The 15233-nt window shown below is 69.4% G+C and carries 12 protein-coding genes; 7 read left to right on the plus strand and 5 right to left on the minus strand.

Annotated features, from left to right (window positions below; translation table 11 throughout):
• The first annotated feature begins 264 nt into the window (after positions 1-264).
• From ACGFNN_RS20075 to ACGFNN_RS20090, 4 genes are all read left to right on the plus strand, one after another.
• Positions 265-1536, plus strand: a complete 1272-nt coding sequence (locus ACGFNN_RS20075) for an aspartate kinase (protein ID WP_393557515.1) — start codon at positions 265-267, stop codon at positions 1534-1536.
• The gene (locus ACGFNN_RS20080; RefSeq protein WP_393557517.1) at positions 1533-2597 is read left to right on the plus strand and encodes an aspartate-semialdehyde dehydrogenase; all 1065 of its coding nucleotides are present in this window, start codon (positions 1533-1535) and stop codon (positions 2595-2597) included. The genes ACGFNN_RS20075 and ACGFNN_RS20080 overlap by 4 nt, the downstream gene beginning before the upstream one ends.
• Positions 2598-2956: 359 nt before the next feature.
• Positions 2957-3532, plus strand: coding sequence for a SigE family RNA polymerase sigma factor (locus ACGFNN_RS20085; RefSeq protein ID WP_362546175.1), 576 nt, complete (start codon positions 2957-2959; stop codon positions 3530-3532).
• Between the two features lie 359 nt (positions 3533-3891).
• Positions 3892-5043 carry a hypothetical protein gene (locus ACGFNN_RS20090; RefSeq protein WP_393557519.1) on the plus strand — a complete coding sequence of 384 codons (1152 nt, stop codon included), beginning with the start codon at positions 3892-3894 and terminating at the stop codon, positions 5041-5043.
• 136 nt (positions 5044-5179) lie between these two features.
• Here ACGFNN_RS20090 and ACGFNN_RS20095 read toward each other — a convergent pair whose 3' ends face one another.
• Positions 5180-5956, minus strand: a complete 777-nt coding sequence (locus ACGFNN_RS20095) for an SURF1 family protein (RefSeq protein ID WP_393557521.1) — start codon at positions 5954-5956, stop codon at positions 5180-5182.
• 62 nt (positions 5957-6018) lie between these two features.
• A complete protein-coding gene (locus ACGFNN_RS20100; RefSeq protein ID WP_393557523.1) occupies positions 6019-7893 on the minus strand; it encodes a S9 family peptidase in 1875 nt (624 codons plus the stop codon).
• A gap of 161 nt (positions 7894-8054) precedes the next feature.
• Here ACGFNN_RS20100 and ACGFNN_RS20105 point away from each other — a divergent pair, with 161 nt between their 5' ends.
• Positions 8055-8474, plus strand: a complete 420-nt coding sequence (locus tag ACGFNN_RS20105; RefSeq protein ID WP_393557525.1) for a nuclear transport factor 2 family protein — start codon at positions 8055-8057, stop codon at positions 8472-8474.
• Positions 8475-8628: 154 nt separating this feature from the next.
• Here the strand turns inward: ACGFNN_RS20105 and ACGFNN_RS20110 are convergent, their stop codons facing one another.
• Both ACGFNN_RS20110 and htpG read right to left on the minus strand, forming a co-directional pair.
• A complete protein-coding gene (locus tag ACGFNN_RS20110; RefSeq protein WP_362667564.1) occupies positions 8629-9423 on the minus strand; it encodes an SGNH/GDSL hydrolase family protein in 795 nt (264 codons plus the stop codon).
• A 369-nt stretch (positions 9424-9792) separates the two neighbouring features.
• Positions 9793-11706, minus strand: coding sequence for a molecular chaperone HtpG (htpG, locus tag ACGFNN_RS20115; protein ID WP_393557527.1), 1914 nt, complete (start codon positions 11704-11706; stop codon positions 9793-9795).
• Positions 11707-11882: 176 nt separating this feature from the next.
• Between htpG and ACGFNN_RS20120 the strand changes: the two genes are divergently transcribed.
• Entirely contained in the window at positions 11883-13109 is a 1227-nt protein-coding gene (locus ACGFNN_RS20120; RefSeq protein WP_393557529.1) for a damage-control phosphatase ARMT1 family protein, read from the plus strand.
• Here the strand turns inward: ACGFNN_RS20120 and ACGFNN_RS20125 are convergent.
• Positions 13091-13744: a TetR/AcrR family transcriptional regulator gene (locus ACGFNN_RS20125; RefSeq protein WP_393557531.1), complete on the minus strand. Its 654-nt coding sequence runs from the start codon at positions 13742-13744 to the stop codon at positions 13091-13093. The genes ACGFNN_RS20120 and ACGFNN_RS20125 overlap by 19 nt on opposite strands.
• 117 nt (positions 13745-13861) lie before the next feature.
• Here ACGFNN_RS20125 and ACGFNN_RS20130 point away from each other — a divergent pair, with 117 nt between their 5' ends.
• Positions 13862-14419 (plus strand): NAD(P)H-dependent oxidoreductase, encoded by a 558-nt coding sequence (locus ACGFNN_RS20130; protein WP_362675410.1) that lies wholly within the window; start codon positions 13862-13864, stop codon positions 14417-14419.
• The last annotated feature ends 814 nt before the right edge of the window (positions 14420-15233 follow it).

Genomic DNA, 15233 nt, shown 5'->3' on the forward strand with positions numbered 1-15233 from the left:
ACGCACATCGCACTCGTCGCCCAGGTGGGTGCGGCTGCGTCCGTGGGTGGTGTGGCCGCGGCGGCGGCCAGGGTGTGCTCTGTGGCCTGGGACACAAACAGGCTTGTGGTGCGGGGGAGTGGGAAGCAGTCCGGCACGAGCAGTTCGGGGCGACACGCCGTACCAGGTGGTGGGCGGGACATCTCACCATTCGGTACCGACGGGTCGATTCCGGGCTGCTCGTTAAACTGAGCCGACCGCACCATTATTGAGCGAGGAGCGCACGTGGGCCTTGTCGTGCAGAAGTACGGAGGCTCCTCCGTAGCCGATGCCGAAGGCATCAAGCGTGTCGCCAAGCGAGTCGTCGACGCCAAGAGGAACGGCAACCAGGTGGTTGTCGTGGTGTCCGCGATGGGCGACACGACGGACGAGTTGATCGATCTCGCCGAGCAGGTATCTCCGATGCCTGCCGGGCGTGAGTTCGACATGCTGCTGACCGCCGGAGAGCGGATCTCCATGGCCCTGCTGGCCATGGCGATCAAAAATCTGGGCCACGAGGCACAGTCGTTCACGGGCAGCCAGGCCGGTGTCATCACCGACTCGGTCCACAACAAAGCGCGCATCATCGATGTCACGCCCGGGCGCATCCGGACCTCGATCGACGAGGGCAACATCGCCATCGTCGCCGGGTTCCAGGGGGTCAGCCAGGAGGGCAAGAACATCACGACCCTCGGTCGCGGTGGTTCCGACACGACCGCCGTCGCGCTGGCCGCCGCGCTGGACGCGGAGGTCTGTGAGATCTACACCGACGTCGACGGCGTCTTCACCGCCGACCCCAGGGTCGTGAAGAAGGCCCGGAAGATCGACTGGATCTCCTTCGAGGACATGCTGGAGCTGGCGGCGTCCGGTTCCAAGGTGCTGCTGCACCGCTGCGTCGAGTACGCACGCCGTTACAACATCCCGATCCACGTCCGTTCGTCCTTCTCCGGACTGCGCGGCACCTGGGTCAGCAACGAGCCGCAAGGGGACCAGCAGGTGGAGCACGCCATCATCTCCGGAGTCGCCCACGACGTCTCCGAGGCCAAGGTCACGGTCGTCGGCGTCCCCGACAAGCCGGGCGAGGCCGCAGCGATCTTCCGTGCCATCGCGGACGCAGAGATCAACATGGACATGGTGGTCCAGAACGTCTCCGCGGCCTCGACCGGGCTGACGGACATCACGTTCACCCTGCCCAAGGCTGAAGGCCGCAAGGCCATCGACGCCCTGGAGCGCAGCCGTGCCGGAATAGGGTTCGAGTCGCTCCGCTACGACGACCAGATCGCGAAGATCTCCCTCGTCGGCGCGGGCATGAAGACCAACCCCGGCGTCACGGCGGGCTTCTTCGAGGCTCTGTCCAACGTCGGAGTGAACATCGAGCTGATCTCGACGTCCGAGATCCGCATCTCGGTGGTCACCCGTGCCGACGACGTCAACGAGGCCGTGCGCGCGGTGCACACCGCCTTCGGTCTCGACAGCGACTCCGACGAGGCCGTGGTCTACGGAGGCACCGGCCGATGACCGGACGCCGCCCCTCGCTCTCGGTCGTCGGCGCGACCGGTGCGATCGGCGGCGTCATGCTCCAGATCCTTTCGCAGCACGCGGACGTCTGGGGCGAGGTGAGACTGATCGACTCTCCGCGGGCGGCCGGCGTGAAGCTGGCCGTGCGCGGAGAGGAGACCGAGGTCCTTCCGCTCTCCGATGACGTCTTCGACGGGGTGGACGTGGCCCTGTTCCTGGCGCCGGACGAGGTGTCCGCGCAGTGGGGACCGGTCGCCGCCGCCCGGGGCGCCGTGGTCGTGGACGGCTCGGCGGCCTTCCGGCTGGACGAGGACGTTCCCTTGGTGGTGCCGGAGATCAACCCCCATGCCGCGCGGCTCAGGCCCCGCGGCATCGTCGCGTCCCCGCACTGCACCACCCTGTCGTTGATCGTCGCCGTCGGAGCGCTGCACGCCGAATTCGGGCTGCGGGAGCTGATCGTCTCCTCCTACCAGGCCGTGAGCGAGGCGGGCCGGGACGGTGTCGCCGCGCTCCGGGAGCAGCTCGCCCTGGTGGCGGGTACTGATCTGGGCACGCGGCCAGGAGATGTGCGGCGTGCTCTGGGCGAGGGGGACGGGGGCCCGTTCGCGGCCCCGGTGGCGCTGAACGTCGTGCCCTGGGCCGGCACCGATGCCGGAGACGGCTGGTCGTCCGAGGAACTGGCGATCCGCGCGGAATGCCGGAAGGTCCTGGGGCTGCCCGACCTGAAGGTGACGGCGACCTGTGTCTACGTGCCGGTCGTCGCGACCCACTCGATGTCCGTGCACGCGCGGTTCGAGAACGAGGTGCCCGTGGACCGGGCACACGAGGTTCTGGCGACGGCGCCCGGCGTGGTGCTCTTCGACAATCCGGCTGCCGGGGATTTCCCCACGCCGTCCGATGTGGTCGGGACCGATCCGACCTGGGTGGGCCGGGTCCGGCAGTCGATGGACGACCCGAACGCCGTGAACATGTTCATCTGCGGCGACAATCTCCGAAAGGGTGCGGCTCTCAACGTGGCCCAGATCGCGGAGTCGGTGGCCGGAGAATTTCCTCGCAGCTGATCGAACCTGTTTTGTAGGATCTGTGTGCGCCCTGTGAGCGATTCGCTGGTCTGAACCTCTTGAGCTGCGGCGTTGTCATGTCCGACGATGATCTCCTGGCTCTTTGCAACCGCTGGGCGGTTGCGGCGCGTCTTTGCCGTCACTTCTTGCATGGCTGGATGCGAGTTCAGGGCATTTGGGGAAGAGCGGGTACGAATGAGGGCATGTCGCACGGCTTCGAACGGGATGCCTGACGCGTACAACCCTGGCGGGGGGAAGCGTGTCCAACTGGCGTGGCAGAGGTTCTCGACATCACAGTGGTGGGCCCGTTGCGAGGCGCTTCGGTGCGTCCGCTCCGGAGGCCCCGCGCAGCCGGCGGCATGCCGGTGATCGCTCCCATGCCCGCTGCGCGCCCCGCCAGGCTGCCGTCGCAGCGAGAGGGCGCTGAGGAGGCGGTGGCCGCAGGAACGACGGTCGACCATCTCACCGAGACCTATCGGGCCCACTACCGTTCGCTGCTCGGGCTCGCCGCGCTGCTCCTCGACGACACCGCGTCGTGCGAGGACGTGGTGCAGGAGGCGTTCATCCGGGTGCACTCGGCACGGAACAGGGTGCGCGATCCGGAGAAGACGCTCGCGTACCTCCGGCAGACCGTGGTCAACCTGTCCCGATCCGCCCTTCGTCGACGCATCCTCGGCCTGAAGCTCCTCTCGAAACCGATGCCCGACATGGCGAGCGCGGAAGAGGGGGCCTACGACCAGTTGGAGCGTGACGCCCTGATCAGGGCGATGAAAGGGCTGCAACGGCGCCAGCGAGAGGTGCTGGTGCTGCGCTACTTCTCGGACATGACGGAGTCGCAGGTCGCGGAGACGCTGGGGATATCGCTCGGCTCGGTGAAGGCGTACGGCTCCCGGGGCATCGCGGCACTGCGCGTGGTCATGGAGGCGCAGGCATGAGCAGCTCCGAACACACGCACGATGATGACCGGACTGGAAACGGAATTGTGAACCACGGGCCGGAGAACTCCCCGAACGCTCAGCCCGGGCATGACGGTGAACCCGAGCGCGATGCCGGAGGCCCGGCCGCGGAGGCGGCTTCCGGGCCTGCCCCGTCCGAGCCCGGCACGTCGGAACCTGAGGCGTCCGAGCCGGGCACGTCGGAACCTGAGGCGCCTGAATCCGGTACGGCCGGATCCGAGACGGCGGCCCTGGGCGAGTCGGGATCTGATTCCGCGGCAGCGGCTGCTGCCGCAGCGGATCCGGGCGGTGTCGCTGCCGAGGTGACCGGGCAGGCCGATGCGGCCGACCGGACTCCAGTGCCTGCTGAGGCTGACGGGGCTGACGGGCCCTTCGGTACCCTGACCCAGCTCTTCGGGGGCCGAGGCGGAGGTGTTCCGACCGGTGGTGCCGAGAGCGCCGGCGGTCCCGGCACAGGATCCGGCGCCGAGGTTCCGGACCCCGGCGCCGACCTGGACGAGGTCGCGCTGCGGCGGATGCTGCAGGGGGCGGTCCAAGGGCTCCAGCCCTCTGTCGGCACCCTCGACCATCTGCACCGAGCTGTACCCGCCCGACGTGCCAGGCGGCGCCAAGGCGTCGTGGGCGCGGCGGCCGCGGCGCTCCTGATCGGTACAGCGGTACCCGCCTTCGTCCACGTCGCCCATTCGGACGGCTCCGTCACCGCCAACCCCGCCATCGCCGGCCATGGCGAGCAGGCACAGGGCGGCAGCGGTGAGGACGCGGGCGCTGCGGCGGACGGTGGAGAGGCAGCGGGGCCCGGAGACAGCCGGAGCGAGACGGGCAAGGGGGAGAACGCCGACGAGTCGTCGCCTTCGAAGGGTTCCGACCCGGACGCCGAGAGCACCGCGGCCACCGGCCCGGGCGACCTGCCCGGCTCCGCGGCCGCGGCCACCGCCACCTGCGACCCCGGCCAGCTCGGTGTCGCCTCCGCGGCTGCCGGTGCGCCGGGCGCGGACGGCACGGTCTACGGAACCTTCAGGATCGCCAACGTGTCCGGCAACGCCTGCTCCGTGACCAGCAACGGCACGGTCGGATTCCAGGCCTCCGGCGCGGCCGATCCGTTGAAGATCGCCGTCGTGCAGCACACCGCGGGAGATCCGGCGGCAGGGTTGCCCGATCCCTCACTGGAGCCCGGCACCGTGTTCCTGAAGCCGGCGATGACGTACGAGGTGCGCTTCGCCTGGGTTCCTTCGGACACCTGCCCGACGCCCGCCGGTGAGCCGAGCCCGACGACGCCCACGGACGGCGGTGGAGGCGGCGGCGACGGTGTGGGGGCGGCTGAGGGCGCGGCGGACACCACCGCGCAGTTCGGGGCCGCTGACGAGGGGCCGGCGGACGGAAGCATCGCCGTGACCCATACCCCCGAGGCGGGGGCGCCGACCGCCGAGACCACCATCGACAACGCGTGCGCGGGGACGATCTACCGCACCGGCGTGCTGGAAGCGTCCTGAACTAACGCCGGCCCCGGCACGGCAGCGGACACCGGCGCGGAGGCGGGCCCAGACCGAGCCGTGGCCGGCCCGGGACGTCCGGTGATGGAGCCCGCCCGTCCGTGACGGGCGGGGGACCACCCCGGACGCGGGGTGGTCAGTCCGCGTCGGCCGCGAGGCCCAGCCGCAGGTCGCGGGCTGCCTCCGCCTCGCGCCGCACCAGCCGGAACCACATGAAGAGCACGAAGCCGCCGAAGACGAACCATTCGCCGGTGTAGCCGAGGTTCTGGAAGGCCTTCAGGTCGAGCCCGCTTCCCTGGGCTGCCTCGGGGGGTACGGGAAGCATGCCGGCCTCCGCGCCGTCACCGGGCTCGGGCAGGGTGATCCAGGCGTCGTACACGTCGTACGGGACGAGGTTCACCAGCGACGCGGCGCTGATCATGCCGAGCTGACCGTCGGGGAGCCCGCCGCTGAGGTCGACCCCGGTGGACCCGCTGTTCTCGGAGGCCTGCAGGTCGCCCTTCACGGTGACCTCACCTGCGGGCGCGGCGGGCACCCGGGTGGTGTCAGGGGCGCCGGGCAGCCAGCCCCGTACGACGGGGAGTGCCTTGCCGCTGTCGGTGCGCAGCAGATCCAGCACGTAGTAGCCCTCGCGGTCGTTCAGTTCGCGCCCGGGCACGAGGAACTGGTCCGCGTACGTCCCCCTCGCCACAGCGGGGCGCCCGGAGGTCTCCGTGCTCACGGGCAGCAGCTCGTCGAGCGGCCTCGGGGGGCGGGTGCCCGGATCGGGGCGCTCGTCGGCCTTCTCGTGCGTCTGCACACGGTCCTCGAAACGCCCGAGCTGCCAGGTGCCCATGAAGACGCAGAACGGGATCGCCAGTACGACGAAGAGGTTGATCCCCCACCACCGCGGGGTCAGCAGGAACCGGTACACCCCTCCACGGTACGGTTCCCCGCTCCGGGGCCACGGAGCGGGGTGCACCATTTATCCGGTCCTTACGCCGTCGGTTCCTTCTCGTCCCGGCCCGCTCGGGCGCCTCCGGGCCGTGCCTGCCCGGGGCCGAGGTGGCGCAGCGCGAAGTCGAGCTCCAGCCGCACCTGCTTGATCCGTTCCTCCACCACGAGGGATCCGTGCCCGGCGTCGTACCGGTACACCTCATGGACGGCGTCGCGGGCCGCGAGGCGGTCGACGTAGTTCTCCACCTGGCGGATCGGGCAGCGCGGGTCGTTGACGCCCGCCGAGATGTAGACCGGCGCACGCACCGCGTCCACGTACGTCAGCGGGGACGAGGCCTCGAATCGCTCGGGCACCTCCTCCGGGGTTCCTCCGAACAGCGTCCGGTCCAACGCCTTCAGCGCTTCCATCTCGTCGTGGTAGGCCGTCACGTAGTCGGCGACGGGGACCGCCGCGAGCCCGAGGGCCCAGGCATCCGGCTGCGTGCCCAGTCCGAGGAGTGTCAGATAGCCGCCCCAGGAGCCGCCGGCGAGCACCAGCCGCTCAGGGTCGGCCAGGCCCGATGCCACGGCCCACTCCCGTACCGCGGCGATGTCCTCCAGCTCGATCAGGCCTACCCGGTGCTTGAGCGCGTCAGTCCAGGCCCGGCCGTAGCCCGTCGACCCTCGGTAGTTGACGCGCACGACGGCGAAGCCGTGGTCGACCCAAGCTGCGGGGCCCGACGCGAAGGCGTCGCTGTCGTGCCAGGTGGGACCACCGTGTATCTCGAAGACCGTGGGGAACGGACCCTCTCCGGCGTCCGGAGTCTGTACCAGGGCGTGGACACGGCCTCCGGGGCCCTCCACCCAGGCGTCCCGCACGGGCACCGACGCCGGGGCCTTCGCACCGGGCGGGTCGAGGACGACGGCACCCGAGGTGGACCGCACCGCGGGCGGCTGAGCCGCCGACGACCACAGATACTCCACGGTGCCGTCCGGGCGGGCCGTGGCGCCCGAGACCGAGCCCTGCGGAGTCTCCACCCTCACCGGGCCGGCCGCGCCCGGTTCGTACCGCCACAGCTCGCTGCGCGCCTCGAAGCTGTGCTCGATCAGCAGAGCGGAGCCGTCCGGGTACCACTCGGCGCCGGTGTCGCCGGGCAGGTCGACCGGCAGATCCGTCTGCGTCCCCGCCACAGGGTCCCAGATCATCGGTTCCCAGCGCCCACGCCGCTGATGTGCCACCAGGAGCCGGGTGTCGCCGGCCACCGGTGCGAACCCCAGCACCGAGAGACCCAGCTCCTTCGTGCCGCCCTCCGTGTCGTCGAGCTCGGCGACCGTCGAGCCGTCGGGCCGCACCACCCGCAGGGCGGAGTGCATCGCGTCACCGTGCTCCGTGTGTTCCAGGACGATGAGGGTCCCGTCGTGCGAGAGGTCGCCCACCCCGGCGGACTCCCGGTGCCGGTAGATCTCGACCGGCTCCGCCCCGGGACGCACCACGTGGACGCTGGTGCCGTCGTCGTCCGTCGACCGGCCGACAACCGCCGTGCCCTCACGGCCGATCGCCAGACCGGCGGGGTACGAGGGCTCCAGCCCGGGTGTCGCGGGCTCGTCGGGGCCACCGTCGAAGGGCTGACGCATCCACACACCGAACTCGTCGCCATCGGTGTCCGCGAACCACCAGACGGCCTGTCCGTCCGGGGTCAGCACACCGTCGGTCGTCCCGTTGGGCCGGTCCGTCACCTGCCGCTGCTTTCCCGTCGCCCGGTCCCAGGCGTAGAGCTCGTAGGTGCCGGTGGCGTTCGATACGAACAGCGCGCGGTCGGGAGCGTCCTCCGCCCACTCGGGCAGGGAGACCCGGGCAGCACGGAAACGCTGTTCCCACAGCGGCGGCTCCTGCTTCCGATCCGGTACGGACGCGTTGTTCTGTGTGTCGCTCATGCCCCCATCAAACCTGACGTTCCCCATGAGCCGTCGCTGCCTGTGGACAACTCCTGACGCGCTCACGACGGGGCGGCCCGACGGTGCTTCCCGGACACCGGACCATCCCGGCCCCTTGACGCCCCCGTCGACTGTCAGTGGCGGGCGCCACACTCGGGTCCATGGACGAGAAGGCCGCAGAGGCCGGCACAGGGCGAGGAGCGGCCGAGGTGCGGGCCGCCGTGGAGGCGTACTGGTCCGCGGCGGACGCCCGGGACTGGACGGTGTTCAGCGCGACCCTCGCCGTCGACATGGTGTACGACCTGCCGCAGAGCCGCGAGCGGATCCTCGGCAGAGAGCGCTTCGTCCGGTTCAACCGGGAGTACCCGGGGGACTGGCGCGTACGGATCGAACGGATAGTGGCCGACGCGGAAGGTCGGCAGGCCGCTGCCCGGACGCTGGTCACCGTCGGGAGCGAAGAGCTGCACGCCGTGCACTTCTTCACCTTCGACGCGGACGGCAGGATCGACACGGTGACGGACTTCTGGCCGGAGCCCTACGAGCCTCCCGCCGGCAGGGAGCAGCTGGTCGAGCGGTACTGACGTGGACACCGGAGAGGTGGGGCCGGAGCCAGGGTCGGCCCCGGCCCCGACGGGCCCCGCACGCCCGGAGCGGCGTACGGGGCCCGCCGGCCGGCCCTCGCTTGTCCGCGGTGCTCCAGGCCCCAGGACCTGGAGCCGTGTCCGTCTACGCGCGTCAGGCGACGGACCTGAAGGCGGGAAGGTAGCCGTTCGACTGCCCGATGGCCCTGGGGTGGTAGGAGTTGCTCACCGGGATGGACACGCTGTGAAGCCACGGGTCGCCCGAGCAGAGCTCGTGACCGGTGAACTCGTCCACCACGCTGGAGTAGCTGAAGCCCGCGTTCGCCGCCCGCTTGGCGAGCACCCCGTTCAGCACGTCCGACGCATCGTTGATCGCGCCGCGCTCCGTCTCGGTGAGCCCCGCGATGCAGGAGCCCGACAGCTTGTAGAAGCGGGGATATCCCAGGACCACCACATGTGCCTGCGGCGCACGCGAACTGATGCCCGCGTAGAGGGAGTCGAGGCGTCCAGGGAGCGTGCTCTGCATCTGGGAGACGGCGGTGTTCACCCGGCTCACACAGGTCGCCTCGCTCTGGAGGACACAGGTCTGCATGACGTCGGCGAAGCCGACGTCGTTGCCGCCGGCCGTGAGGCTCACGAGCGTGGTCGACGATGTGAGCGCGCTCAGCTGGCCGCTGGACACCGATGCCGTCGTCGCACCTGAGCAGGCGACGAAGGTGAAGGAGGACGGGGCGTTCGCGTTGCTCCAGAGGTAGGGGTAGGCGTTGGTGCTGCGCATGCAGTCGCCGCTCTCCGACGTGTAGCTCCCTGCTCCGACACCGGAGGAGTAGGAGTCGCCGAGTGCGACGTAGTTCTCGCCCGCGGCGGACGCCGGCTGAGCGAGGCCGAGCGCTGCCACGGCAGCGATCGCGAGAGTGAAGACGGATGCCCGGAAGGTTCGTACTGACACGGCTGCCAGCCCTTCGAAACGTGGGGGGTGGGTGGGGATTTCGTGGGGCGGGCACGTTTCTAGCAGCTCTCGGAGCCCGGCGGTATCAGGCCCGGGGAAAGTCGTCTGATATGCCCGAAGGGTCGTTCGGTAGGTGATGCTCCGCGCGTAGATAAACCATCAACTCGCCCTCGAACGGGTGAAGTTGTGGATCTTCCGGCGCTCCTCCTGGCTCCTTCGCGTCATGCCGGCGGGGAGGGTCCGGCGGTCGGCCTGACGCCGATTCCCGCCGTCACTTCGTCTTCACGGGTGGTCCGGCGCCGCGAACGCCTGCGGCCGCCGGGATGACCCCGGCGGCCGCGGCGGAGCGTGGGTTACGGAGCGCGTTGCCTACAGAGTGCGCTCCAGGCGGTCGGCCATCAGCCTGCTGAAGCGCGACGGGTCGCTCAGTTCGCCACCGTCGGAGAGAAGGGCGAGGCCATGGACCAGCTCCGCCGTCTCGGCGAGTTCGGTGGAGGCACCCTCGTCGCCGTTCCGCTGGGCGTACGCCTTGTTGAGTCCGCTGACCAGGGCGTGCGACGGGTTGAGTTCCAGGATGCGCTTGATCTGCGGCACCTCCTGGCCCATGGCCCGGTACATGTTCTCCAGGGCCGGAGTGACGTCGTGCGTGTCGGAGACGATGCAGGCGGGTGAGACCGTCAGACGTGTGGACAGGCGGACCTCCTTCACGGTGTCACCGAGCTGCTCCGTCATCCAGGACAGCAGGTCCGCGTAGTCCTGCTGCTGCTTCTCCCGCTCGGCCTCGACCTCCTTCTTCTCCTCCTCGGTGTCGAGGTCGACCTCGCCCTTGGAGATGGACCGGAGCGGCTTGCCGTCGAACTCGGGGACGGACTGGACCCAGACCTCGTCGACGGGGTCGGTCAGCAGGATCACCTCGAAGCCCTTGGCGCGGAAGGCCTCCATGTGCGGAGAGCTCTCCATGGCCGAGCGGGATTCGCCCGTCATGTAATAGATCTGCTCCTGCCCCTCCTTCATCCGCTCCACGTACGAGCGCAGGGTGGTCGGTTCCGCCTCGTCCTGCGTCGAGGCGAACGAGCAGATCTCCAGGATCGCGTCACGGTTCTCGAAGTCCTGGAACAGCCCTTCCTTGAGGACTCGGCCGAATTCCTTCCAGAACGTCGTGTACTTGTCCGGAGATCCGGTCCTCATGTCCTTCACCGTCGAAAGGACCTTCTTGACCAGTCGCCGGCGCATCATCTCGATCTGGCGGTCCTGCTGAAGGATTTCCCGCGAGACGTTGAGCGACAGATCCTGTGCGTCGACCACACCCTTGACGAAGCGGAGATACGTCGGCATGAGGGCTTCGCAGTCGTCCATGATGAACACGCGCTTCACGTAGAGCTGGACTCCACGCTTGTGGTCCTGCATGAACAGGTCCTGCGGAGCGTGGGCAGGAAGGAAGAGCAGGGCCTGGTATTCGAATGTGCCTTCCGCCTGCATGCGGATGGTTTCCAGCGGGTCGGTCCAGTCGTGGCTGATGTGCTTGTAGAGCTCGCTGTACTCCTCGTCGGTCACGGAGTCCTTCGAGCGGGCCCACAGGGCCTTCATCGAGTTGACCGTCTCCACCTCGGGCTCCGTGCCTTCCTCGCCCGAGACCGCCGCCATGCGGATGGGCCAGGTGATGAAGTCCGAGTAACGCTTGACGATCTCCCTGATCTTCCAGGGCGACGTGTAGTCGAAGAGCTTGTCCTCGGCGTCCTCGGGCTTGAGCCGGAGTGTGACGGATGTGCCCTGCGGGGCGTCGTCGACGGACTCGACCGTGTAGGTGCCCTCGCCGGTGGACTGCCAGCGGGTGCCGGTGCCCTCGCCCGCGCGCCGGGTCAGAAGGGTCACCTCGTCGGCGACCATGAAGCTCGAGTAGAACCCGACACCGAACTGTCCGATGAGTTCTTCGGATTCGGTGGCGTCCTTCGCCTCCTTGAGCTCCTGGAGGAACTTGGCGGTACCAGAATTCGCGATCGTTCCGATCAGCTGCACGACCTCGTCGTGCGACATTCCGATGCCGTTGTCGCGCACGGTGAGGGTGCGCTTCTCCTGGTCAGCTTCGAGGGCGATATGGAGGTCGGACGTATCCGCCTTGATCGTGTCGTCGCGAAGCGTTTCCAGTCGCAGCTTGTCCAGCGCGTCCGAAGAGTTGGAAATGAGCTCACGCAGGAATACATCCTTGTTCGAGTAAATCGAATGGATCATCATCTGCAGGAGCTGGCGCGCTTCTACCTGAAACTCGAACGTCTCGGCCGGCATGGTTTCGGGTTCCTTTTCCTGAGGTAAGTCGTCTAGCCGTTGCACATGGTAGCCAGGCCGCCGGCCGTTCATGTGCCGGTTCGACCAGGGCCGTTGGGTCCATGGTGCGGCCATGCGAGGACACACCTCGGCGGCGCGGAGGCGAGGGGAAGCCGCGGGAAGGCAGACTGTCGCCCATGGGCGACACGCGAGCGAATTCCGAGGCCTTGGGGGCCGCTCCCCACCTCTCTCCGGTGATCACCTGCCGGGAGCACGGCAGCTTCGCCCACGGGGTGATGGCCAAGCGCCATCCCGAGCTGATCGGGAGAGTTCGTGGTGCCTTCCCCTACGGCCCCCGGCAGCACCGCGCTCTGGACGAGCTGCTCGACGAGATCCTCCACGGTGTCGTGGAGCCGCTCGGCCGGGAATGTCCGGACCGCGAGTTCTGGTCGAAGCACGGGGCGGCGCACTTCGGGCGGTCATGGTTCGACGCCCCCTTCCTGTGGGCGGAGAGCTACTTCTACCGAAGGCTGCTGGGCGCGGTCGGCTATTTCACCGACGGGCCCTGGCAAGGGATCGATCCCTTCGCGCCTTTCAAGCGCGCCGAACTGCGCGGTGAAACGGTCGAGGAGGAACTGCGCTCGCTGGACGGTCTCGCGGACGTCCCGGCGGAGGCGCGCGGCGAGGCCCTCCTTCAGGCTTCACTCTGGGGCAACCGCGCCGATCTCGGGTTCAGCGGTGGAGACGCGTCCACTCCCGGTGAAGCGGTGCCCGCCCTGGTGGCCGACGACAGCGCCGCACTGTGGGCGCTGCTGCCGCCCGGTTCCCCCGGCACGGTCGCCGTGATCGCGGACAACGCCGGACGTGAACTGATCCCCGACCTGGTCCTGATAGACCATCTGCTGGCGCGGGGACGCGCAGCCCGGGTGGTGCTCCACGTCAAACCCGCTCCTTATTACGTCTCCGACGCGACGACCGCCGACGTCGTCGACTGCGTCCGACGACTGTGCGAGGCCCCGGGACAGGCCGGGGAGATCGGAGCCCGCATCTGGGCGGCGATGGGCGATGGCCGGCTCGATGTGCGCACGCACCCCTTCTTCTGCGCCCCGCTCCCGTACGAGCAGATGCCGGAGGACCTTCGGGCCGAGTTCGACGCGGCCGCGGTGACGATCCTGAAGGGCGATCTCAATCATCGCCGTCTGGTGGGCGACCGGCTGTGGCCGCCGACCACGCCGTTCGCGGCGCTCACCGATCACTTCCCCGGTGCCGTCGCCTCGTTGCGCACCCTGAAATCCGATGTGGCCGTGGGCCTCTCCCCGTCGGCGCTGGAACGGCTGGACGCCTCAGGACGCGCGTGGCGCACCAGTGGGACGCACGCCTCGGTGCAGGTGCGTCGACGGCGGGCTCAGCGGGCCACCCCGTAACGAGTGAGGAGATCGTGCCAGCCCTGCTCCAGACGTTCGCCGGCCATGCCTCGTTCGCAGGTCAGGTGGTGGACGAGGGGGGCGTCGATCGAGCCGAGCAGGGTGTGGGCGAGCAGATCCGGTTCACCCTCGGCGCCGGCCTGGCGCAGGAGCAGGGCGACATGACTGTGCCGTAGTCGCTGAGCGGGGGTGTGGTAGCCGCGCAGGGGGTCGGTGCGAGAGGCCAGGATGAGCTCGTGGTGGTCGCGTTCGTGGTGGATCAGGGCCGGGCCGAACGCATGCAGCCGCTGGGCGGCCGGGGCGTCCGGCCCCAAGGGGGGCGGCCCTGAAAGGAACGCTGCCTGAAGCATGGCCTCGCGGTGGTCGAGCAGCGCGATGAGCAGGCCGGTGCGGTCCTTGAACCGCCGGAAGACCGTGCCCTTGCCCACTCCGGCGGCAGCGGCCACCGACTCCATGGTGAGATCCGCCGCGCCGCAGCGGGCCAGGAGGCCCAGCGCGGCGTCCAGCAGCAGTGCCCGGTTGCGGGCGGCGTCCGCCCGCAACGTCTCCGGTTCGTCGGCCGTGGCCAGAGTGAGGCCCGGCCGTGCCTCACCGGGATCTGAGGGCCCGGCCGACGGGAGGAGGGGAGCGGTCATGGTTTCAGGGTAGTGGCGAACGGCAGTAAGTGGACCACGGTCCGTTTAGGTGGTACAACTTTAAACGGACCACGGTCCGCTTACCTCTGCAGTCTCCGTCTCCCTGGAGCTTCCCCCATGTCTGTACGCATCCTCGCCCTCGTCGGCAGCCTCCGCGCCGGCTCCCACAACCGCCAGCTGGCCGAGGCCGCCGTCAAGCACGCGCCCGAGGGTGTCGACGTCGAGCTGTACGAGGGCCTCGTCGAGGTCCCCTTCTACAACGAGGACATCGACGTCGAGGGGAGCGTCCCCGCTGCCGCCGCCCAGCTGCGTGAGGCGGCCGGCCGGGCCGACGCCTTCCTGCTGTTCTCGCCCGAGTACAACGGCACCATGCCGGCCGTGCTGAAGAACGCCATCGACTGGCTGTCCCGCCCGTACGGCGCCGGCGCCCTGAGCGGCAAGCCGGTCGCGGTCGTCGGTACCGCCTTCGGCCAGTTCGGTGGCGTGTGGGCCCAGGACGAGGCCCGCAAGGCGGCCGGCCTCGCGGGTGGAGCGGTCCTGGAGGACGTGAAGCTCTCGATCCCCGGTTCCGTGGTCCGCTTCGCCGAGACCCACCCGGCGGACGACGCCGAGGTCGTCACCTCGCTGACCGAGGTCCTCGCCCAGGTCGCCCAGGGCGCCACGGCGGCTGCCTGATCCGGCTTCGGCGGCGATACGGCGGAAGCGCCACATCGCCGCCCCGGTGCACCACAAGGGCTTGGTCGGTCCCCTCCTGGAGGGGGCCGACCAAGCCCTTCTCCTTTCCCTGTCGCCGACGGCGGTCGCTAACTCACGGCCCGGTGTGCGTCGGGCGGTGCACCGCAGGTCAACTCCACTCCTTCATGGGGGAGTTTCTTCGTTCAGCCGGCTGCCGTGTCTTCCTGGAGAGGCTGAGGGTCAGCTGGTTCGGCGCAGGTCCAGCTCGCCCTGCGGCCGTTCGGGCACGCCGCGGGAACGTGATCGAGCCCTCCAGCGCGACCGAGGCCGCCGGCTTTGCCGGTGTGATGTACCCGCCACGGGCCCCGCCCGCCGTGCTTGCGCATCTGTCGCCGTCGGCCGCTCTCCGGCGCAGCGGAGGCAGGAGATGGCCTCTCTGTACGCCTCACACCAAGCGGAAGGGGCCAGATCCTCTGACGGAGATCTGGACTCTGACCTGGTGTTTCAGCTGTCGGGGTGGCGGTATTTGAACCCACGACCCCTTCGTCCCGAAGCACGTGCGGGGCGGCTCCCTCGTCCTGCTGCGCCTCTCACCTGCGCTGATGATCCGCAGGCGTTCGATGTCGTCCGCCGCTGTTCGTCTGCGTTGTCACGCGGCCCATCACACGCGAGCCGTTGTCAGTGTCGACCTCTATGGTTTCAAGCGCGCGGTCGGCTTCCGGGGGTTCCAACTCTGAAGGGAATGGTTGCATCCCCGGCCTGTCCGGGGGCGGTCCGGAGACTCGGCCGGGACCCAACCGACGGTCGGGCTTCG

This window comes from Streptomyces sp. NPDC048590 (assembly GCF_043199535.1).
Taxonomy (GTDB): domain Bacteria; phylum Actinomycetota; class Actinomycetes; order Streptomycetales; family Streptomycetaceae; genus Streptomyces.